General features: G+C 58.8%; 20 protein-coding genes. 10 read left to right on the top strand and 10 right to left on the bottom strand.

What is annotated here, in order from left to right; genetic code table 11:
* The first annotated feature begins 30 nt into the window (after nt 1–30).
* Complete coding sequence (locus tag ACR0KJ_RS12635) at nt 31–396, top strand: eCIS core domain-containing protein (RefSeq protein ID WP_480626837.1); 366 nt, start codon at nt 31–33, stop codon at nt 394–396.
* 88 nt (nt 397–484) lie between these two features.
* Here ACR0KJ_RS12635 and fdhF read toward each other — a convergent pair whose 3' ends face one another.
* The 3 genes from fdhF to ACR0KJ_RS12650 form a co-directional block, all read right to left on the bottom strand.
* Entirely contained in the window at nt 485–3,268 is a 2,784-nt protein-coding gene (gene fdhF, locus ACR0KJ_RS12640) for a formate dehydrogenase subunit alpha (RefSeq protein WP_480626838.1), read from the bottom strand.
* Between the two features lie 14 nt (nt 3,269–3,282).
* Nucleotides 3,283–4,986 carry an NAD(P)H-dependent oxidoreductase subunit E gene (locus ACR0KJ_RS12645; protein WP_480626839.1) on the bottom strand — a complete coding sequence of 568 codons (1,704 nt, stop codon included), beginning with the start codon at nt 4,984–4,986 and terminating at the stop codon, nt 3,283–3,285.
* 84 nt (nt 4,987–5,070) lie between these two features.
* On the bottom strand, nt 5,071–5,952 hold the full coding sequence (locus tag ACR0KJ_RS12650) for a LysR family transcriptional regulator (protein WP_480626840.1): 882 nt from the start codon (nt 5,950–5,952) through the stop codon (nt 5,071–5,073).
* A gap of 217 nt (nt 5,953–6,169) precedes the next feature.
* On the opposite strand from ACR0KJ_RS12650, the gene ACR0KJ_RS12655 reads away from it, so the two are divergent.
* On the top strand, nt 6,170–6,742 hold the full coding sequence (locus ACR0KJ_RS12655; RefSeq protein ID WP_480626841.1) for a hypothetical protein: 573 nt from the start codon (nt 6,170–6,172) through the stop codon (nt 6,740–6,742).
* A 108-nt stretch (nt 6,743–6,850) separates the two neighbouring features.
* On the opposite strand, the gene ychF is transcribed toward ACR0KJ_RS12655, so the two are convergent.
* Nucleotides 6,851–7,948: a redox-regulated ATPase YchF gene (gene ychF, locus ACR0KJ_RS12660; protein ID WP_480626842.1), complete on the bottom strand. Its 1,098-nt coding sequence runs from the start codon at nt 7,946–7,948 to the stop codon at nt 6,851–6,853.
* A 202-nt stretch (nt 7,949–8,150) separates the two neighbouring features.
* Between ychF and ACR0KJ_RS12665 the strand changes: the two genes are divergently transcribed.
* The 7 genes from ACR0KJ_RS12665 to ACR0KJ_RS12695 all read left to right on the top strand — a co-directional run bounded on the left by ACR0KJ_RS12665 (nt 8,151) and on the right by ACR0KJ_RS12695 (nt 14,176).
* Complete coding sequence (locus ACR0KJ_RS12665) at nt 8,151–8,639, top strand: acyloxyacyl hydrolase (RefSeq protein WP_170454392.1); 489 nt, start codon at nt 8,151–8,153, stop codon at nt 8,637–8,639.
* Between the two features lie 79 nt (nt 8,640–8,718).
* Nucleotides 8,719–9,510: a tryptophan synthase subunit alpha gene (gene trpA, locus ACR0KJ_RS12670; protein WP_170454394.1), complete on the top strand. Its 792-nt coding sequence runs from the start codon at nt 8,719–8,721 to the stop codon at nt 9,508–9,510.
* Between the two features lie 163 nt (nt 9,511–9,673).
* Nucleotides 9,674–10,840 carry an alpha-hydroxy acid oxidase gene (locus ACR0KJ_RS12675; protein WP_480626843.1) on the top strand — a complete coding sequence of 389 codons (1,167 nt, stop codon included), beginning with the start codon at nt 9,674–9,676 and terminating at the stop codon, nt 10,838–10,840.
* Nucleotides 10,841–11,084: 244 nt separating this feature from the next.
* Nucleotides 11,085–11,738: a 50S ribosomal protein L25/general stress protein Ctc gene (locus tag ACR0KJ_RS12680; protein WP_170454398.1), complete on the top strand. Its 654-nt coding sequence runs from the start codon at nt 11,085–11,087 to the stop codon at nt 11,736–11,738.
* A gap of 124 nt (nt 11,739–11,862) precedes the next feature.
* Complete coding sequence (gene pth, locus ACR0KJ_RS12685; RefSeq protein WP_170454400.1) at nt 11,863–12,543, top strand: aminoacyl-tRNA hydrolase; 681 nt, start codon at nt 11,863–11,865, stop codon at nt 12,541–12,543.
* Between the two features lie 82 nt (nt 12,544–12,625).
* On the top strand, nt 12,626–13,789 hold the full coding sequence (locus tag ACR0KJ_RS12690) for a serine hydrolase domain-containing protein (RefSeq protein WP_170454402.1): 1,164 nt from the start codon (nt 12,626–12,628) through the stop codon (nt 13,787–13,789).
* Between the two features lie 9 nt (nt 13,790–13,798).
* On the top strand, nt 13,799–14,176 hold the full coding sequence (locus tag ACR0KJ_RS12695) for a DUF2237 domain-containing protein (RefSeq protein WP_170623822.1): 378 nt from the start codon (nt 13,799–13,801) through the stop codon (nt 14,174–14,176).
* Nucleotides 14,177–14,400: 224 nt separating this feature from the next.
* On the opposite strand, the gene trpB is transcribed toward ACR0KJ_RS12695, so the two are convergent.
* The 6 genes from trpB to rpsA form a co-directional block, all read right to left on the bottom strand.
* Nucleotides 14,401–15,648 (bottom strand): tryptophan synthase subunit beta, encoded by a 1,248-nt coding sequence (gene trpB / locus ACR0KJ_RS12700; protein WP_170454406.1) that lies wholly within the window; start codon nt 15,646–15,648, stop codon nt 14,401–14,403.
* Nucleotides 15,649–15,717: 69 nt separating this feature from the next.
* Nucleotides 15,718–16,053: a hypothetical protein gene (locus tag ACR0KJ_RS12705; protein ID WP_170454408.1), complete on the bottom strand. Its 336-nt coding sequence runs from the start codon at nt 16,051–16,053 to the stop codon at nt 15,718–15,720.
* A 46-nt stretch (nt 16,054–16,099) separates the two neighbouring features.
* Nucleotides 16,100–16,741: a phosphoribosylanthranilate isomerase gene (locus tag ACR0KJ_RS12710; protein WP_480626844.1), complete on the bottom strand. Its 642-nt coding sequence runs from the start codon at nt 16,739–16,741 to the stop codon at nt 16,100–16,102.
* 10 nt (nt 16,742–16,751) lie between these two features.
* Nucleotides 16,752–17,102, bottom strand: coding sequence for a LapA family protein (locus ACR0KJ_RS12715; protein ID WP_170454588.1), 351 nt, complete (start codon nt 17,100–17,102; stop codon nt 16,752–16,754).
* A 7-nt stretch (nt 17,103–17,109) separates the two neighbouring features.
* Complete coding sequence (gene ihfB / locus ACR0KJ_RS12720) at nt 17,110–17,394, bottom strand: integration host factor subunit beta (protein ID WP_050603110.1); 285 nt, start codon at nt 17,392–17,394, stop codon at nt 17,110–17,112.
* Between the two features lie 271 nt (nt 17,395–17,665).
* On the bottom strand, nt 17,666–19,342 hold the full coding sequence (gene rpsA, locus ACR0KJ_RS12725) for a 30S ribosomal protein S1 (RefSeq protein ID WP_170520458.1): 1,677 nt from the start codon (nt 19,340–19,342) through the stop codon (nt 17,666–17,668).
* A gap of 353 nt (nt 19,343–19,695) precedes the next feature.
* On the opposite strand from rpsA, the gene ACR0KJ_RS12730 reads away from it, so the two are divergent.
* A complete protein-coding gene (locus ACR0KJ_RS12730) occupies nt 19,696–20,103 on the top strand; it encodes a hypothetical protein (RefSeq protein WP_480626845.1) in 408 nt (135 codons plus the stop codon).
* Nucleotides 20,104–20,115: the final 12 nt, after the last annotated feature.

A 20,115-nucleotide genomic window follows, 5' to 3' on the forward strand; every position in this document is an offset into this window, starting at 1 on the left:
AGGCTTCGAAATCAATACGGAGAGCCATTTATGAAAGCGGAAGAAGCCGAGAAAATCGTCGGGGCATTGAAAAACAAAAAGGCGAAAGTAAAGGCGATCGCAACCGAAGTGTCTGGGACCAAGGCAACCAAGCTGGAAAAGAAACTGCGCGACGGGTTGGAAGGCGCGTTGGGTGCCGACCTGTCCAAGGTCCGCGTTCACATCGGCGGGAATGCCGCCGATATTTGCAAAGAGCTAAAGGCTAAGGCCTTCACCAACGGAAACGACGTCTACTTTGGCAAGGGTGCGGATTCAAAGAACAATAAGCTGATCGCCCATGAAATCACCCATGTCGTGCAGCAGGCAAAAGGCAAGATGCCAAAACCCCAGAAAGGCAAGGTTCTGGTCTCGGGCTAATTCTTTCCGGTCATGGGCAACAGAAACAGTGCAACCAAGGTCGGCTCTTGCTTGGGCCGACCTTGGTCGTTTCAGATGGCTTTCCTGCCTATTCCGCCGCGATAGCGTCTTCGATCTTTTCGACGCGAATGGCCGAGAACTTGAACTCGGGGATTTTGCCATAGGGGTCGATGGCCGAGTTGGTCAGGATATTCGCCGCCGCCTCGACATAGGCAAACGGGATGAACACCATATCTTCGGCAATTGCCCGGTCGGCCCGCACCATGATCTCAATCGATCCACGGCGCGTGGTCAGGCGGATCGTTTCGCCCGGCTCGATCCCCATCAGCTTTAGCTGACGCGGGTTCATCGAACAGTTCGCTTCCGGTTCCACGGCGTCCAGAACGGTGGCACGGCGGGTCATCGACCCCGTATGCCAATGCTCCAACTGACGGCCCGTGGTGGCGATCATCGGGTATTCGTCATCCGGCGCTTCATCCGGCGGGATGACACTGGCCGGGGTGAACCGCGCCCTGCCATCGGCACGGGGGAAGCCATCGCCAAATACAATCGCCTGCCCCGGATCGGTCTCGGACAGCGACGGGTAGGTGATGGTTTCGGTCTCAAGCCGTTCCCACGTGATGTTGTCCAGCGAGGCCATGGTCAGCTTCATCTCGGCAAAGACCTGAGACACATCGGTGTAATCCCAGTTCAGCCCGATCCGCTGCGCCAGATCGACGGTGATCTTCCAATCCTCGCGCGCCTCACCCGGAGGGGTCACCGCAGGACGCACTCGCTGCACCTGACGGTTGGTGTTCGACACCGTGCCGTTTTTCTCATACAGCGCCGAAGCCGGCAGGATGATGTCGGCATAGTTCGCCGTTTCGGTCAGGAAGATGTCCTGCACGATCATCAGATCCAACTTGGCCAGCGCGTCACGCGCGTGATTCACATCCGGGTCGGACATGGCCGGGTTTTCGCCCAGAATATACATGCCCTTGATGTTGCGCGCGTAAATCTGGTCGATGATCTCGGTCACGGTCAGACCCTTCTCGTTCGAGAAATCGTCCGAGTTCCAGACAGTGTTGAACTTGGCCCGGATACTGTCATCCGTCACCGTCTGGTAATCCGGCAGGAACATCGGGATCAGGCCTGCGTCGGATGCGCCCTGCACGTTGTTCTGACCGCGCAGCGGGTGCAGACCCGCGCCGGGTTTACCGACATTGCCGGTCATCAGAGCCAGCGAGATCAGGCAGCGCGAATTGTCGGTGCCGTGGATGTGCTGGCTGACGCCCATACCCCAGAAGATCAGACCGGCCTTGGCCTGCGCAAAGGTGCGCGCAACGCGGCGCAACTGATCCGGTTCGATACCGCAGATCGGGGCCATCGCCTCGGGCGTGAAGGCGCGCAGATGCTCTTTCTCGGCCTCCCAGTTTTCGGTCCAGCGGTGGATGTACTGGCTGTCATACAGCTCTTCCTCGACGATCACGTTCATGATCGCGTTCAGCATCGAGACATCGGCCCCCGGACGGAATTGCAGCATCTCATCCGCAAACTTGCGCATGCCGACACCGCGCGGGTCCATCACGATCAGCTTGCCGCCGCGCTTGGTGAACTGCTTGAAATAGGTCGCAGCAACCGGGTGGTTCTCGATCGGGTTGGCCCCGATGATGATCGCCACATCCGCGTTTTCAATTTCGTTGAAGGTCGCAGTCACAGCGCCGGAACCCACGTTCTCGATCAGCGCTGCCACGGATGAGGCGTGGCACAGACGGGTGCAGTGGTCGACGTTGTTGTGCTTGAAGCCCTGACGGATGAACTTCTGGAACAAATACGCCTCTTCATTGGTGCATTTGGCCGAACCAAAGCCCGCAACGCTGCGCGGGTCTTCGTTACGCAGGGCTTTCAGCTTCGAGGCCGCCAGATCCATCGCCTCTTCCCAGGTCGCTTCGCGGAAATGAGTGTCCAGATTGCCGGGATCGACGTTCAGCCCCTTTTCAGGCGCATCCTCGCGCCGGATCAGCGGTTTGGTCAGGCGGTGCGGGTGGTGGATATAGTCGAACCCAAACCGGCCTTTGACGCACAGACGGCCTTCGTTCGCGGGGCCGTTGATCCCTTCGACATATTTGACCTTACCGTCCTTGACCTTCAGCGAGACCTTGCAGCCAACGCCGCAGAACGGGCAGACGCTTTCGGTCTCGGAATCGTAATCCTTGCTGTCGCCCTTTTGCTGATCGTCCAGCACGGTGGCAGGCATCAGGGCGCCGGTCGGGCAGGCCTGAACGCATTCGCCACAGGCCACACAGGTCGAATCCCCCATCGGATCGTTCTGGTCGAACACCACCTGCGCCGTATGCCCGCGACCGGCCATGCCAATCACGTCATTCACCTGCACTTCCCGGCAGGCACGGACGCAGAGGTTGCAGTTGATGCAGGCGTCCAGATTGACGCGCATTGCAACGTGGCTGTCGTCCAGCAGCGGGATTTTCTCGGCCTCTTTTGCCGGGAAACGGCTGTCTGAAACATCGTTCAGCTTGGCCATATCCCAGAAATGGCTTGAGGTGTCATGCGCCTCTTCGGGCTGGTCGGCGACCAGCAGTTCCATGACCATGGCGCGCGATTTCTCGGCGCGGTCGCTGTCGGTTTTCACGACCATGCCGTCCACCGCCGGACGGATGCACGAGGCGACCAACGTGCGCTCGCCTTCGACCTCGACCATACAGGCGCGGCAGTTGCCGTCGGGGCGATAGCCCGGCTGCGGCTTGTGGCACAGGTGCGGAATGGTGAACCCCTGCCCCTTGGCGGCTTCCCAGATGGTCCAGCCTTCGGGCACGGTGACGTCTTCGCCGTTCAGGTTGAAGGTGACGGTCTTGTTTGGGCTTGCATCAAGCATGGCTCTGTCTCCCCTCAGATTTCATCAGCGAAATGTTTCATGACAAGGCGGATCGGGTTCGGGGCCGCCTGCCCCAGACCGCAGATCGAGGCGTCGCCCATGACCTGACACAGATCCTCCAGCAGGTCCTGATCCCACTTGTCCGCCTGCATCAGCTTCACTGCCTTTTCACAGCCCGCCCGGCAGGGCGTGCACTGGCCGCAGCTTTCATCTTCGAAGAAGCGCAGCATGTTCAGCGCCGCATCGCGGGCGGTGTCCTGATCGGACAGGACCACCACGGCGGCCGACCCGATAAAGGTGCCATGCGGTTGCAGCGTGTCGAAATCCAGCGGGATATCATCCATCGATGCGGGCAACAGGCCCGAGGACGGCCCACCCGGCTGATACGCCTTGAAGGTCTGCCCTTCGGCCATGCCACCGGCAGCCTCGATCACGTCCAGAATGGTCGAGCCCGCAGGCAGCAGGTAGACCCCCGGCCGCGCCACCCGGCCCGAGACCGAATAGCTGCGGAGGCCCTTACGACCATTCTTTTCTGTGCTGTTGAGGCATTCCGGACCTTCGCGGCAGACTTTGGTGACCCAATACAGCGTCTCAACGTTGTGCACCAAGGTCGGACGGTTAAAGACCCCAACCTGCGCCACAAACGGAGGACGATGACGCGGCAAGCCCTTCTTGCCCTCAATCGACTCAATCATCGCGGATTCTTCACCGCAGATATAGGCACCGGCACCGCGGCGCAGATCGATATAGCCTTTCTCGACAATCCCCGCGTCTTCCAACGCGGCGATCTCGGTCGCGAGAATTTCTAGCACCGCCGGGTATTCGTCGCGCATGTAGATAAAGCAGGTCTCGGCCTCGACCGCCCACGCGGCGATCAGCATCCCTTCGAGGAAGACATGCGGCGTGCGTTCCAGATAGTAACGGTCTTTAAAGGTGCCCGGTTCGCCTTCATCGCCATTGACGGCCAGATAACGCGGGCCTTCGTTCATCCGAACGAAACCCCATTTCTTGCCGGACGGGAAGCCAGCGCCGCCCAGACCGCGCAGGCCCGAGGCCAGAACGTCCTCTTGCACCTTCTCCCAATCGCCGCTGTCGCGCAGCTCTGCCAGCTTGGCGTAGCCGCCGTTTTCGGCGTAGGCGGCAAAGGTTTCGTAGTCGGGCAGATGCGCATGCGTATCACCTGCCGCAATCGCCGCCTGCACCTTTTCTGGGGTCGCGTGGTCGATATGGTTGTGACCGATCTCCAAAACCGGAGCCGTGTCGCAGCGGCCCATGCAGGGCGCGCGCACCACGCGGACCTGCGACGCGTCCAGCCCATCCTCCAGCGCCTTCTGCAACTGCTGGGCACCGGCCATTTCGCAGGACAGAGAATCGCAGACCCGGATGGTCAGCGCGGGCGGCGGCGTCTCGCCCTCTTTCACCACATCGAAATGGGCGTAGAAGGTGGCGGTTTCGTAAATCTCGGCCTGACCGATCCGCATATCGACCGCCAGCGCGGCGATATGGTCGGCGCTGATGTGGCCATGCGCATCCTGAATCAGATGCAGGAACTCGATCAGCAGGTCACGGCGGCGCGGGCGGTCGCCCAGCAGGCGTGTGATTTCCGCCTGCGCCTCATCCGTGAACTGACGGCCTTTGGGCGTGTGCCGCCCCTTGCCTTTACCTGACTTCCAGACGCCCTTGGGTGCGCCTGATGGCTTGGTGTCTAATGGTGCCATGATGCCCTCCGATTAAGGCCCGTGTCTCATCAGACCAGCATATCGTCAAATCGCTTGTCGCAATCGCACGATAACGACAGCTTATCACCGCAAAGACGTCACCACAGCGCGCAGTGCCTCGACCGTGGGCAGCTCCGGGTCGCGGGTCAGGGTCGCCAGACATATTGGTTTGCTGACAATCGGATCGACTAGAGGCAGCACCCGCGTCCCCCTCAGATCGCCCAGCGCCCGCACCAGAACGCGGGGGACAACGGTGGCCGCCAACCCCTCACGCGCCATGACCATCGAGGCGGTGAAGCCGCTGGTCTCGGCCACCACATCCGGGTGCAGGCCCTGTTCGGCGAAAATCCGATCAAGGATGCGCCGGTTCTGCATCTGCGGCTCCAACAGGCTGAGCGGGAATTCGGCCACCTGCGCCCATGGGATCGGGCCGGTTTCATCCGTCATGTGAGACGGAACCAGCAGCACATAGGTCTCTTCATAAAGCGGCTGCACCTGCCGCAGATCGGTGCCGATGCTGTCGCCATAGGTGATGCCCGCATCCAAACTGCCCTCGTCCAGCCGGTGCTGGATCGCGGTCGCGGACATGGTCTCGATCCGGGTTACAATTCGGGGATGAGCGTCCCGCAACCGCTTGACCAGACGCCCGGTAAAGGCAATCGCGGTCGGAATCACGCCGAGGATCAGCGTGCCCGTTATCTCACCCTTGGCGGCCAACACCTGCTGTTCCAGCGCCTTAGTGTCGTCCAGAATACGCCGCGCCCGCTGGACGATCATCTCGCCCTCTTCGGTCAGGCCCTGAAACCGGTTGGCACGGCGGACGATTGACACACCCAGCCGGTCTTCGAGATTGCGGATGCGCATCGAGAAGGCAGGCTGAGAAATCCCGCATTCCTCAGCCGCCTTGGCAAAGTGGCGATGCCGCGCCAAGGCGCTGAGGAGCTGGAGGTCGCGGATTTCGATCATTTGGGGTCTTCTCGGATGACGGGCTAGAGTTCAGTTCTAGCGAGGTTTTCAATGCTTAGGAACGCGTGATCTGACCGGAATGTCCGCGTAACGCAATCGCACAATGCAGCGTCACGCCTATTGAAAAGTTGTTCAATAGCCAGACCAGTGGGAGCGTTCCTTAACCTTAAACTAGAGCAGTCATAATTTTGACTCAGTTCCATGTGAACGAGCGGTAGTGATAGAGCCGACAGTCATCCAAGCATCAAAGCTGCGCGTCGCCAGCCTGCATATCGTGTTGGTCAGCTTGGGATTGGCTTGGCCTCTAATTTTCATTCTGGCAATTTACCCGGCCGACAATATTGGGTCCCTTTTCAAAGCAATCTTCGCTTTTTGCGCTTTGATTAGTGTGGCTTTTGTATTGGCCGAGGGTCGAAAAACTTGGCGCATCTTCACCACGTCGGGCGATTGGAAAGTTACCGTTTCTTCAAACCGACTGATTTGGGATGTCGCTATACCTTCAGAAAACTTGCCGATGGACGTGGCGCTCACGGAAATTGCAAAGGCACTCCGTATTAAGATCAGACGCACGAGCAAAGACAGCGATGGTGAGTACACGGAATTCGACGAACGCTTCGAGCTTCATTTAATCGATGGGCGTGTGCTGACCATAAATCGCGAAACCGGCGGATTGAACCCTCACTGCGTGTTTCTGACCATTTCTGAACAAGGGATTGCTTATGAGCTTTGGTCGCAGGATCTCACCAAAGACAGCATCAACACGTCAAGGATCTTTAAGCTTTCTTATTAGGCACATCTCTTCAATTCGACCACTAGACCGACACTCAGAAACTGTAACTTTGGGCTCAAAGAGGTCATTGCCCTTAGCGCGAAAAAACCACGCCAAAGGCTTCTCACATCAGGTATTAAACAAAAAGTGCATCACATCGCCGTCCTTGACGATGTAGCCCTTGCCCTCGGCCCGCATCTTGCCCGCCTCTTTGGCCCCTTGCTCACCATTGGCGGCAATGTAGTCGTCATAGGCGATGGTCTCGGCGCGGATGAAGCCCTTTTCGAAATCTCCGTGGATCACACCTGCGGCCTGCGGCGCGGCGGTGCCAGTGCGGATGGTCCAGGCGCGGGCCTCTTTCGGGCCGACGGTGAAATAGGTTTCCAGTTTCAACAGGTCGTAGCCCGCGCGGATCAGGCGGTCGAGGCCGGGTTCTTCCAGGCCCATCTCTTCCAGGAACATCTGCGCTTCGTCCTGTTCCAGCAGGCTGATCTCTTCTTCGATCTTGGCGCTGATGATGACATGCGCGTTACCCTGCGCGGCGGCCATTTCGGCCACGCGGGCCGAATATGCATTGCCCTCGGCGGCTTCTTCCTCGGACACGTTGCAGACATAGAGCACCGGTTTGGTGGTCAGCAGCTGCAGCATTTTCCACGCTTTGGCGTCCTCGTCGGAGACTTCAACCAGACGCGCGGGTTTGCCGTTTTCCAGCATGGCCTGCGCCTCGGCCAGCAGACGCTCCTGCTGCTGCGCTTCTTTGTCGTTACCTTTCAGCTTGCGCACCAGATTGGCACGGCGCTTTTCGATGCTTTCCAGATCGGCCAGCATAAGCTCGGTCTCGATGGTATCGGCATCGGCTACCGGATCAACGCGGCCATCCACATGGGTCACATCGCCATCTTCGAAACAACGCAGCACATGGGCAATGGCATCGGTCTCGCGAATATTGGCCAGAAACTGGTTGCCCAGCCCCTCGCCCTTCGAGGCCCCTTTGACCAGACCGGCAATGTCCACGAACGTCATCCGGGTCGGGATGATCTGCTTCGATGAGGCAATCGCCGCCAGCTTGTCCAGCCGGTCGTCAGGAACCGCCACATCCCCCACATTGGGTTCAATGGTGCAGAACGGGAAATTCGCCGCCTGCGCGGCCGCGGTCTTGGTCAGCGCGTTGAAGAGGGTCGACTTGCCCACATTCGGCAGACCCACGATTCCCATTTTAAAGCCCATTGCGGCCTCCTGAAAGCGATGTGACGGCGTCTTCTATGCACCTGCGGTGGAATGCGCAAGCAGTAGCGTGACGCGAAACGAACCGAGCCCAAATGGCCACATCACGAAACTGTTCCTAAATCGTGTTCTTGCGCGAATTGAAATTTACATCTTACGATAACCACTTAGCGCGTAACGATGTAACAGCCTTAGAAATACGGTTATGAAGAAGTTCCTTTTCGCCTCTGCTTTGGCGCTTGCCCTTCCTGCAGCAGCCCAGGCTCAATCCTTGATTTTTGGTGCCGGATACGCGGATTTTTCCGATGATGCCGCCGATGATCAGGCCCTTGTTTCGCTGGAATACCAGCATCAACCCTTTCACCAGGCGACCCGGTTCAGCGCCGGTTGGGGTGCGGCCCTGTCAGTTGACGCCGATGGCGGCGCCCATCTCGGGGCCGGTCTGATCGGGGTATACAGCCTCAATGACCGCTGGTTTGTCGAAGGCAGCGTGATGCCGGGATACTACAATGAAGGCAGCGATGAAAACGATCTGGGCGGCAGTTTCCAGATCCGCAGCCTTCTGGGCCTCGGCTATACGCTGAATGGCGGCGACAAGATCTCGGTTGCGATCACGCACAAGTCGAACGCCAGCACGCAGGACCCGAACCCGGGCGTGAACACCCTGCTCTTGCGGTATCATCTGGGCTTCTGATCCGTTCTGGTCCGGGCGGGATTGATTTTCGGTGAAACTTTCTGCACATCAGGTCCAAACCTGATTGCAAGGACATCCGATGACCCGTATCGACGCCAAGTTTGCCGCCCTGAAAGCTGAAGGCAAGAAAGCATTTGTTGCCTATGTCATGGCCGGCGACCCCGATTATGACACCTCGCTGGAGGTGGTCAAAGGGTTGCCGGGCGCAGGCGTGGATGTGATCGAGCTGGGTTTACCCTTCACCGACCCGATGGCGGACGGCCCCACCATTCAGGCCGCAGGCCAACGCGCGCTGGACGGTGGGATGACGTTGCAGCGGACACTGGATCTTGCGCGCGCTTTCCGTGAAAGCGACGACACCACGCCGATTGTGCTGATGGGCTACTACAACCCAATCTACAGCCGGGGTGTGGACGCGTTTCTGGCGGATGCCAAGGCCGCTGGCATCGATGGCCTGATCGTTGTTGACCTGCCGCCGGAAGAAGATGAAGAGCTTTGCCTGCCCGCTCAGGCGGCGGGCCTGAATTTCATTCGCCTGGCCACGCCCACAACCGACGACAAACGCCTGCCGCGCGTCCTGCAGAACACCTCGGGCTTTGTCTACTATGTCTCGATCACCGGCATCACCGGCGCGGCAGAGGCCGAAGCCACCAATGTCGGACCCGAGGTCGCCCGGATCAAATCCGCGACCGATTTGCCCGTCATCGTAGGCTTTGGCATCAATACGCCTGAAAAATCGCGCGCGATTGCAACTGTTGCAGACGGCGCGGTCGTCGGTTCGGCCATTGTCAGCCAGATCGGCGCAGGCAAGCCGGTTGCCGAGGTGCTGGATTTTGTCAAATCCCTGTCCGACGGGGCCCATTCCGTCTGAATAAACGCATCCTAAACTACTTGAGCAAAGCCGCAGCCGGGTCACCCCGCTGCGGCTTTTGTTTTACCGGGGAGTGAACACGGAAAAGGCAATCACGAAAGGCGTAGTGAGGATCTTCAAAACTTGGTAAGAAATTCTAACCAAAACCTCAAAGGTCTGCTTCATGCCCGTGATTACCAATATCGAAGACCTCAAACGCATCTATGAACGCCGCGTGCCGCGCATGTTCTACGACTATGCGGAAAGCGGCAGCTGGACCGAGCAGACCTTTCATGAAAACAGCTCGGATTTCGAACAGATCCGGCTGCGCCAGCGGGTCGCGGTGGACATGGCGGGGCGTTCGACAGCGTCGCAAATGATCGGACAGGATGTATCGATGCCCGTTGCGCTTGCACCTGTCGGGCTGACCGGAATGCAACATGCGGATGGGGAAATGAAAGCCGCCAAGGCCGCCGAGGAATTCGGCGTGCCGTTCACCTTATCCACCATGTCCATCAACTCGATCGAGGATGTGGCCGAGCACACAACCAATCCGTTCTGGTTTCAGCTTTATACAATGAAGGATACAGATTATGTCAGCCGACTGATCCAGCGCGCGAAAGATGCAAATTGTTCCGCTCTGGTCATAACGCTGGATCTGCAAATCCTGGGCCAGCGGCACAAGGATCTGAAAAACGGCCTGTCCGCACCGCCAAAGCTGACCCCGAAAACCATCGCGAACCTGATGACCAAATGGTCTTGGGGCATCGAAATGCTGCGCGCCAAACGGCGAGAGTTCGGGAATATCGTTGGCCATGTCGAGGGCATTTCGGATGCGTCCTCGCTGGGCGCATGGACCGCGGAACAGTTCGATCCAAGCCTGGACTGGACGAAGGTCGAAAAGCTGATGGAGCAATGGGGCGGTAAGGTGATCCTGAAGGGTATATTGGACGCCGACGACGCAAAAATGGCGGCCAAACTGGGGGCAGACGCTATTATTGTGTCAAATCACGGCGGTCGCCAACTGGACGGCGCGCTCAGTTCGATCCGGGTGTTACCGGAAATCATGGATGCGGTTGGCGGAGATACCGAAGTGCATCTGGACAGCGGCATCCGGTCGGGGCAGGACGTTCTGAAAGCTTTGGCGCTTGGCGCGAAAGGCACCTATATCGGCCGCGCCTTCGTCTATGGCCTGGGTGCGATGGGACAAACCGGTGTGACCACCGCCCTTGAGGTGATCCAAAAAGAGCTCGACACCACTATGGCGCTTTGCGGAGAACGCAAAGTGACCGATTTGGGCCGTCACAACCTGTTGGTCCCCGAAGATTTCGGTGGGCGTTGGCAAAGCTGATGGGCGTGTGCTGGGGGCTCAGCCCCCGCCGCCCTTCGGGCGACTCCCCCGGGATAAGTGTCGCCAGATGAAGCATGGATCCTTTATTCATCTGGCTATAAATATCTCGGAGCGCGAGGCAGAGCCTCGCAAAAAGGAAAACCGCCAAAAACCCCTTTCCAAACCCAATGAATCAAGCTAAGGACGCGGCTTCACGCGGGCATACAGCCTTGGAGGATGCCCGCCCTAACATTGGAGAATTATCATGGCTGGAGAGATTCCTGATCTCGTAGCTCTGGAACGGACGGGGACAGGCAAGGGCGCCGCTCGTCAAGCACGCCGCGATGGCATGGTTCCGGGCATTGTATTTGGTGGCGACAAAGAGCCTCTGCCGATTCAGATCCCGTTCAACGTCCTGTTCAAGCGCCTGAAAGCGGGTCGGTTCAAGTCGACCCTGTGGAACCTGAAGGTTGAAGGCCACGAAGACGTTCGCGTCATCTGCCGCGACGTTCAGCGTGACGTCGTCAAAGACCTGCCGACCCACCTGGACCTGATGCGCCTGCGCCGGACCACCAAGATCGCGCTGTACATCCCCGTTGAATTCATCAACGAAGAAGCAGCCCCCGGCATCAAGAAGGGTGGCGTTCTGACCGTTGTCCGCCCCGAGGTTGAGCTGATGTGCACCGCCGGTGACATTCCTGAGAAGATCACCGTTGATCTGACCGGCCTGAACATCAACGACGTTGTCACCATCTCGTCGGTTGATCTGCCTGCTGGCACCAAGCCGACCATCGACCGTGACTTCGTGATCGCCAACATCTCGGCGCCGACCGGTCTGTCGACCAGCGACGATGAAGAAGGCGAAGAAGTGGCCGCGGACGAAGTGGAAGTCGTCGGCCAGGAAGCTGCAGAAGAATAAATCCGGACCCAACGGTTTGGATTTTGAAACGGGGCTCATTTCGGGCCCCGTTTTCTTTTGGTCGGGCTGGAAACGGGTGGTATTCCGTGCCATCAACCCTCTGCGCTGCACGAAGGACGAGACGATGAAACTGTTTGTCGGATTGGGGAACCCGGGTTCAAAATACGCCCGCAACCGGCACAATATCGGCTTCATGGCCGTGGACCGGATTGCCGAGGATCACGGGTTTAGCCCCTGGAAGTCCAAATTTCAGGCCGAGATCGCCGAAGGGCGTCTTGGCGGCGAAAAAGTGCTGCTGATCAAGCCCCAGACCTTCATGAACCGATCGGGTCAATCCGTAGGCGAGGCGATGCGGTTCTACAAGCTGGACTCGACCGACGTGACGGTATTTCACGACGAATTGGATCTGGCCCCCGGCAAGGTGCGCGTCAAGGCGGGCGGCGGGCACGCCGGGCATAACGGTCTGCGTTCGATCCACGAACATATCAGCCCGGCTTATGACCGGGTTCGGCTGGGCATCGGGCATCCGGGGCGCAAGGAAATGGTGTCGCCCTATGTGCTGGGCGATTTTGCCAAAGCCGATGGCGATTGGCTTGAGGATGTGCTGCGCGGTGTCTCGGATGGTGCTGGGCACCTGGCCGATGGCGATGGCGGCAAGTTCATGAATGCGGTCGCCCTGCGCACCGCTCCACCGCGATCATCCAAACCCCCTGCAAAACCGGCTGCGCCTGCCATCAAAGCCGAACCAGAGCCCCAGCCGGACGACCGTTCGGCGATGCAAAAACTGCTGGATAAGTTCAAGTAGAATCCGCGTGCAGTGCCGCCACGTCCCAATTGCGAATTGAACGAACCGCGTTCTACAACAATCCGCAAATTGGAGGAGATCTATGAGAAAATTGTTGAAGTGGGTGCTGCGCATCCTGCTCATTCTGGTGCTGGCAGCGGCGGTTGTCGGATTCTGGAAGCGCGAAGAGATCAAGCGCCTGATGGCCGTGAACTCTCTGTTTTCGGAGGAGAAAATTGTCTACAATTTCTCTCATATGGATGAGGCATTCCTGACGGCGAACCTGCCGCGCGGTGACGGGCCGGTGTCCGAACTTCCTTATGGCGCTGGTATCGAGCTGCCTGACGGAACCGACCAATGGCTTGAGGAACGGTCGCTGACATCCTTGCTGGTGATCAAGGACGGGCAGATTCTGTTCGAAGACTATTATCAGGGCACCACGCCCGAGGATCGGCGAATCTCCTGGTCGGTCGCCAAAAGCTATCTTGCCACCTTGTTCGGTATCGTGATGGCCGAGGGGGCTATCGACTCGCTGGATGATCCGGTGGTGAAATACGCGCCAAGCCTGAAGGGCACAGCTTATGACGGCGCGACGATCCGCAATGTGTTGAACATGGCCAGCGGCGTCACCTTCGACGAAGACTATCTGGACTACGACTCGGACATTAACCGGATGGGCCGCGTTATTGCTTTGGGCGGTGAGTTGGACGATTTCGCGGCCTCGTTGCAGGACACGTTCGTAACCCCGGGCGAGGATTGGCAATATGTATCGATCGACACCCATGTCATCGGCATGGTGATCCGTGGTGCGACCGGGCGCAGCGTGACAGACCTGTTGACGGAAAAGGTCATACAGCCGCTGGGTCTGGAACAGGATGGCTTCTACATCACCGATGGTGACGGGGTTGCGTTTGTGTTGGGCGGTCTGAACTTCACCACCCGAGACTTCGCCCGGTTCGGTCAGATGATCCTGCAAGAGGGCGAATACAACGGAAAGCAGATCGTTTCGGCTGAATGGATCGCCGAAGCCGTTGCGCCCAGCGCCCCGACAGCGCCCGATGAATACGGCTACGGCTATCAATGGTGGATCCCGCCCGGCGCGCATGAAGGTGAATTTATGGCCCGTGGTGTCTATGGACAGCACATCTATATCGACCGGGCGCGCGGTGTTCTGATCGTCTCGACGGCTGCGGATCGTAAGTTCCGTGAACCGGGCATGAACGATGTGAATTTGGGAATGTTTCGCAAGATTGCCGAAAGCCTGTAAGGTAGGTCCATGCAAAAGCAGGACAGCATCAATGTGTTGGGGGGCGTTCTCGCCCCCTGCTCGCGCGATCCCCTGACCGGGTTCTTCCGCGATGGGGCCTGCAACACCTGTCCCGAGGATCAGGGCAGCCATACGGTCTGCGCCGTGATGACCGCCGAGTTTCTGGCCTATTCGAAATATGTCGGAAACGATTTAAGCACCCCACGTCCCGAATTCGATTTTCCCGGCCTCAAACCCGGCGATAGCTGGTGCCTGTGCGCGGGTCGGTTCCTGCAAGCCCATGACGAGGGCTGCGCCCCGCAGGTGCATCTTGAGGCCACGCATCATCGGGCGCTGGAGATTGTGCCGCTGGACATATTGCGTCAACACTCCACCAAGACCGACTGACGCCACCTGAAATTCGGCATCAAAGACCACAGCCCGCCACGACCCGATAAGCCAACGCACCCCGAGAACTTACGAGGGAGCACCTGAGCTTTATCGCAATGAACCGTTTTTAGGTCCGTTTGGCACCGCGTAATTCGAAGGGCTAGAGACCGCTCAGCACGAAGGACAAAGAAAAACCGGCCCCCACATGTGGGCCGGTTCTATCCGTTCGAAGGTTTCAGCGCTTAGTCCGCCGTGCGGCCTTCGGTGTCTGACATGTCGAAGTTCAGGTACTTCGCAACGGTCTGCACATCCTTGTCCCCGCGACCGCACATGTTCATGCAGATCAGGTGATCTTTGGGCAGATCGGGCGCGATTTTCATCACATGGGCCAGCGCATGGCTGGGCTCAAGCGCCGGAATGATACCTTCGGTGGCGCAGCACAGCTGGAACGCCTCCAGCGCTTCTTTGTCGGTGATTGCGACATAGTTTGCGCGACCAATATCATTCAGCCACGAGTGTTCGGGCCCGATACCCGGGTAATCCAGCCCGGCAGAGATCGAATAACCTTCGAGGATCTGGCCATCGTCATCCTGCAACAGATAGGTGCGGTTGCCGTGCAGCACACCGGGGCGACCACCGGTCAAAGAGGCGCAGTGTTCCATCTTCTCGTTCACGCCCTTACCGCCGGCCTCGACGCCGATGATATTGACCTCTTTGTCGTCGAGGAACGGATAGAACAGGCCCATCGCGTTCGAACCACCGCCAATGGCGGCGATGATCGTGTCAGGCAGACGGCCCTCGGCCTTCATCATCTGCTCTTTGGCTTCCTTGCCGATGATCGACTGGAAGTCACGGACCATTGCCGGATAGGGGTGAGGGCCAGCGACGGTGCCGATGCAGTAGAACGTGTCGCGCACATTGGTTACCCAATCCCGCAACGCGTCGTTCATCGCGTCTTTCAGCGTTCCTCTGCCGCTTGTCACCGGGATCACCTCGGCCCCCAGCAGACGCATGCGGAACACGTTCGGGGCCTGACGCTGTACGTCATGGGCACCCATGTAGACGATGCATTTCAGGCCGAACTTGGCGCAGACGGTGGCGGTGGCAACGCCGTGCTGCCCTGCCCCGGTTTCGGCGATGATCCGGGTCTTGCCCATACGGCGTGCCAGAATGATCTGGCCCAGCACGTTGTTGATCTTGTGTGCGCCGGTGTGGTTCAGCTCGTCACGTTTCAGGTAGATCTTCGCGCCGCCCAGATGCTCGGTCAGGCGTTCGGCGTAATACAGCGGCGAGGGGCGGCCCACATAATTGGCCCACAGATCATCCATCTCGGCCCAGAAGGTCGGATCATCCTTGGCCTTGTTGTATTCCTCTTCCAGCGACAGGATCAGGGGCATCAGCGTTTCACTGACGAACCGTCCGCCGAAGATACCGAAACGCCCCTGTTCATCGGGGCCGGACATGAAAGAGTTGAAAAGATCGTTGGCCATGGGTGTCTCCACTCGTCGTACCCGTTGTTCATAGGAGGTGGCGGCGGGATTTGCCATGGGCAAAACGCATCATGACGCGCGATCTGTGTACTGCTGCCAAACGTCCACGGCCTGTTCGGGCGTCGGGACGCCAATGCAAGGAAAGTGATAAAACCGGTTCACATTTGCCAGCCGGTCAGCCGCCAGCATCACGCGGCGGTGCGGGCCGGATTGCGCGAAGGTCAGCATCGCCTCGATATCCTGCCAGACGCTGAGCGAGAAATAGAGGCCCGCCTGATGGAACACGTCCGCATGGACGCATAGCGGGTCGCCCTTGGCCTGATGCAACGCCTGTCGCGTGCGCCAGAAGAACTCGGGCGCGTTATACCAATGTTTCAACGAAATACCGCCAATGGCTGCCAGCATGTTCCATCTCCCCTTGCAGGAGATACGAAGCAAGGCGCGGATCAGATCACCCCAGCGCGGCTGCGAAGTCTTTGATCAGGGCCGCGTCCTTTTCGCCCGGGGCCGATTCCACGCCGGAAGAGACATCGACCTGCTGCGCACCGGTCATGCGCACCGCTTCAGCCACGTTTTCAGGCGTCAGGCCGCCGGCCAGCATCCAGGGACGCCTCCAGTATTTGCGACCGGCCAGCAAGCGCCAGTCAAAGGCCAACCCGTTGCCGCCGGGAAGCTCTGCATTGCGGGGTGGCTTGGCATCGATCAGCAGTTGGTCGGCCACATCTGAATATAGGTCAATCGCGGCCAGATCCTCGGCCTCGGCCACGCCAATGGCTTTCATCACGGGCAGGCCGTAGCGTGCACGCACCTGCGCCACTCGGTCGGGGCTTTCTTTGCCATGCAGTTGCAACATGTCCAGCGGGACGGTCGAGGTAATGGCGTCCAACTCCTCATCCGTCGCGTTGACGACCAAAGCCACTTTTGCAACGCCTGCCGGAACCAGATGCGCTAGCTCAGCCGCGTCTGCTGCCGTCACATTACGGGGCGATTTGGGAAAAAACACAAACCCAACATAGCCCGCCCCGGCCTCGACCGCAGCGCGCACATGTTCAGGGGCGGACAAGCCGCAGATCTTGAACCTTACATCGGACATTGGGTGCGCCTTAGCTGGCTTCGTCCAGAATGGCCAGAACTTCGTCTTTGCCTTCGTTCTGCTTTTTCTTCAGCTTCTTGACTTCACGCTCAAGCTTGCGGACTTCGCCTTTTTTCACGGTCGCGTCCTTGCGATGCTTGTGCTCGCGCAGCCATTCCCAAAGGAACCCGATGACCAGACCGGCCACAACGCCACCCAGCACCACCAGAAACAAGGGCAAAGTGGTAGTCAGATTGAACCCCAGCAATTCGGCCAGAGCGTCAGGCATCAGCTTGAGTTCAACCGATTGAACATTGGCCAGAGACACCGAAATCAGGATGATCCCAAGGGTCCCGAGAAAAGCATATCGAAGGTAGCGCATCATGGGGTCAGGCTTTACCGTTCAATCGGTCCCTTAGCAACTTACCCGTCTTGAAAAATGGTACACATTTTTCTTCGACCTGAACGGTCTCACCGGTGCGAGGGTTTCGCCCGACACGGGCATCGCGCTTTTTCACAGAAAATGCACCAAATCCGCGCAGCTCGACCCGGTCGCCGCGGGCCATGGCATCTGTCACTTCCTCAAATACGGTGTTCACGATCCGCTCGACGTCACGCTGATAAAGATGTGGATTTTCGTCGGCAATCTTCTGAATCAATTCTGAACGGATCATTCGTACTACCCCTCCCAGGCGGCCGGTGTGACAGGTCTACTGTTCTGACAGTATAGGGAAAAAGCCGGATCAGGGGAAAGCAAACTATGGGCGAAGGCATGGGAATTTGGCGCGGACTCACGCGATTTTTTGCCAGTTTTCCCGTTTTCCACACTTAATGCGCGAGCGATACCCCGAATAAGCCGATGAATCGGAACATATTGATTCGCAACAAAAACGGCCCCGCGCGGGTGCGCGAGGCCGTAATTCATGTTTGGGACTGCGCCCGGGCTTAGTCGCCCGATTTCAGCGCTGCACCCAGGATATCGCCCAGCGATGCGCCCGAGTCGGAGGAACCGTACTGTTCCACGGCCTCTTTCTCTTCGGCGATCTCGCGTGCCTTGATCGACAGGCCCAGACGGCGGGTCTTGCTGTCGACATTGGTGACGCGGACGTCGACCTTGTCGCCAGTGTTGAAACGCTCGGGGCGCTGTTCAGCGCGGTCACGGCTCAGGTCCGAACGGCGGATGAAGGACTTCATGCCTTCGTACTCCACCTCGATGCCGCCATCTTCGATTGCGGTCACTTCGACGGTCACGATCGAGCCACGTTTCACGCCGCCCACGGCTTCGGCGAACTTGTCACCGCCCAGGGCTTTGATCGACAGCGAGATACGCTCTTTCTCGACGTCCACTTCCGAGACAACCGCCTGAACGACGTCGCCTTTGCGGTAGTTCTGGATCGCATCCTCGCCACGTTCGTCCCAGGACAGGTCGGACAGGTGAACCATGCCGTCGATGTCGCCTTCGAGGCCAATGAACAGACCGAATTCGGTGATGTTCTTGACTTCGCCTTCGACTTCGGTGCCCTCGGGGTGCGTTTCTGCAAACACTTCCCACGGGTTGCGCATGGTCTGCTTCAGGCCCAGAGACACGCGACGCTTGGCGCCGTCGATTTCCAGAACCATGACGTCGACTTCCTGGCTGGTCGAAACGATCTTGCCGGGGTGGACGTTTTTCTTGGTCCAGGACATCTCGGACACGTGCACCAGACCTTCGACACCAGCTTCCAGTTCGACGAACGCGCCGTAGTCGGTGATGTTGGTGACGCGACCCTGATGGACCGAGCCCAGCGGGTACTTGGCAGCAACCAGATCCCACGGATCTTCCTGCAGCTGCTTCATGCCCAGGCTGATGCGGTGGGTCTCTTTGTTGATCTTGATGACCTGAACCTTGATGGTTTCGCCGATCGTCAGGATCTCGGACGGGTGGTTGACACGACGCCATGCCATGTCGGTGACGTGCAGCAGGCCGTCAACGCCGCCCAGGTCAACAAATGCACCGTATTCGGTGATGTTCTTGACAACACCCTCGACGGTCTGGCCTTCGGACAGGTTGCCGATCACTTCGGCACGCTGTTCGGCACGCGATTCTTCCAGGATGGCGCGACGCGACACAACGATGTTGCCACGGCGGCGGTCCATTTTCAGAATCTGGAATGGCTGCTTCAGACCCATCAGCGGGCCAGCGTCGCGCACGGGGCGGACGTCAACCTGCGAGCCGGGCAGGAACGCAACCGCGCCACCCAGATCGACGGTGAAGCCACCTTTGACGCGACCAAAGATTGCACCTTCGACGCGCTGGTCGTCGGCATATGCTTTTTCCAGACGGTCCCATGCCTCTTCACGGCGGGCCATCTCACGCGAGATGACGGCTTCGCCACGGGCGTTTTCTGCGGCGCGCAGGTAAACTTCGACCTCGTCACCAACAGCGATTTCAGGGGCTTCGCCGGGATTTGCGAATTCTTTCAGATCAACGCGGCCTTCCATTTTGTAGCCGACGTCGATGATGGCCTGGCCGGCTTCGATCGCCAGAACCTTGCCTTTGACAACAGAACCCTCTTCGGGTGTGTCCATTTCGAAGCTTTCATTCAGGAGGGCTTCGAATTCCTCCATGGATGCGTTAGCCATGTGGCGTTGTTTTCCTTTACATACGTTTTTGCTGGCCGAGCGGTTGTCTCCGCCGGTCTTGTTTCATGGTGCCTTCAGGCGTGATCCGGGGCGCATCCGATTAAACAAACACAAAGGGCCGAGGTGACCCGGCCCTGCTCAGATACGTCATCCGGACGTTGACCGCCCGTGTTAAGACGGGTGCTCTATAGCGGGTTGGGTCCGGTCCCGCAAGTCGAAAGCCATCTGCGCCCGAAGACATGCCCGAACTTGCCGGTTTCACAATTACTTGATGCCGCGCGTGTCCGGTTGCACCCGCAGACGGGACACGGCACCTGACGGTCAATCACAACAAGACACGGAGCCGTTGCCCCATGGGAGAGTTCGACCTTATCGTTTCACAGCAGCCACAGTGGATTCAGATCTGGATGAAAATCCTGACCCTCGGGGCCTTCATCCTGCCATTTGCCCTGCTGATCTGGCGGCAATCGCGCCTTGTCGCGGTTATCACGGTCGTCGGCACCGTGCTGGCGGCGCTGGGGGTCAAGTTTATCTTCACTCAGATGGGCTATGTCCGGCTGATGGGGCTGGGCCATATCCCGTTCTGGACACCGCTGGCCATTTACCTGTGGTTCCAGCAGGCCCGCGCCGATATGCCGACGCCGCCCCGATGGATCATCCGCTTCGCCCTGCTGACAATCGTGATCTCGCTTGCCTTCGACTACATCGATGTGATCCGCTATCTGCTGGGTGAGCGGACGCCGGTGCCTGTACCGGCGTAAACCGTCACCATC

The sequence above is a fragment of the Ruegeria sp. AD6 genome, from assembly GCF_056542325.1.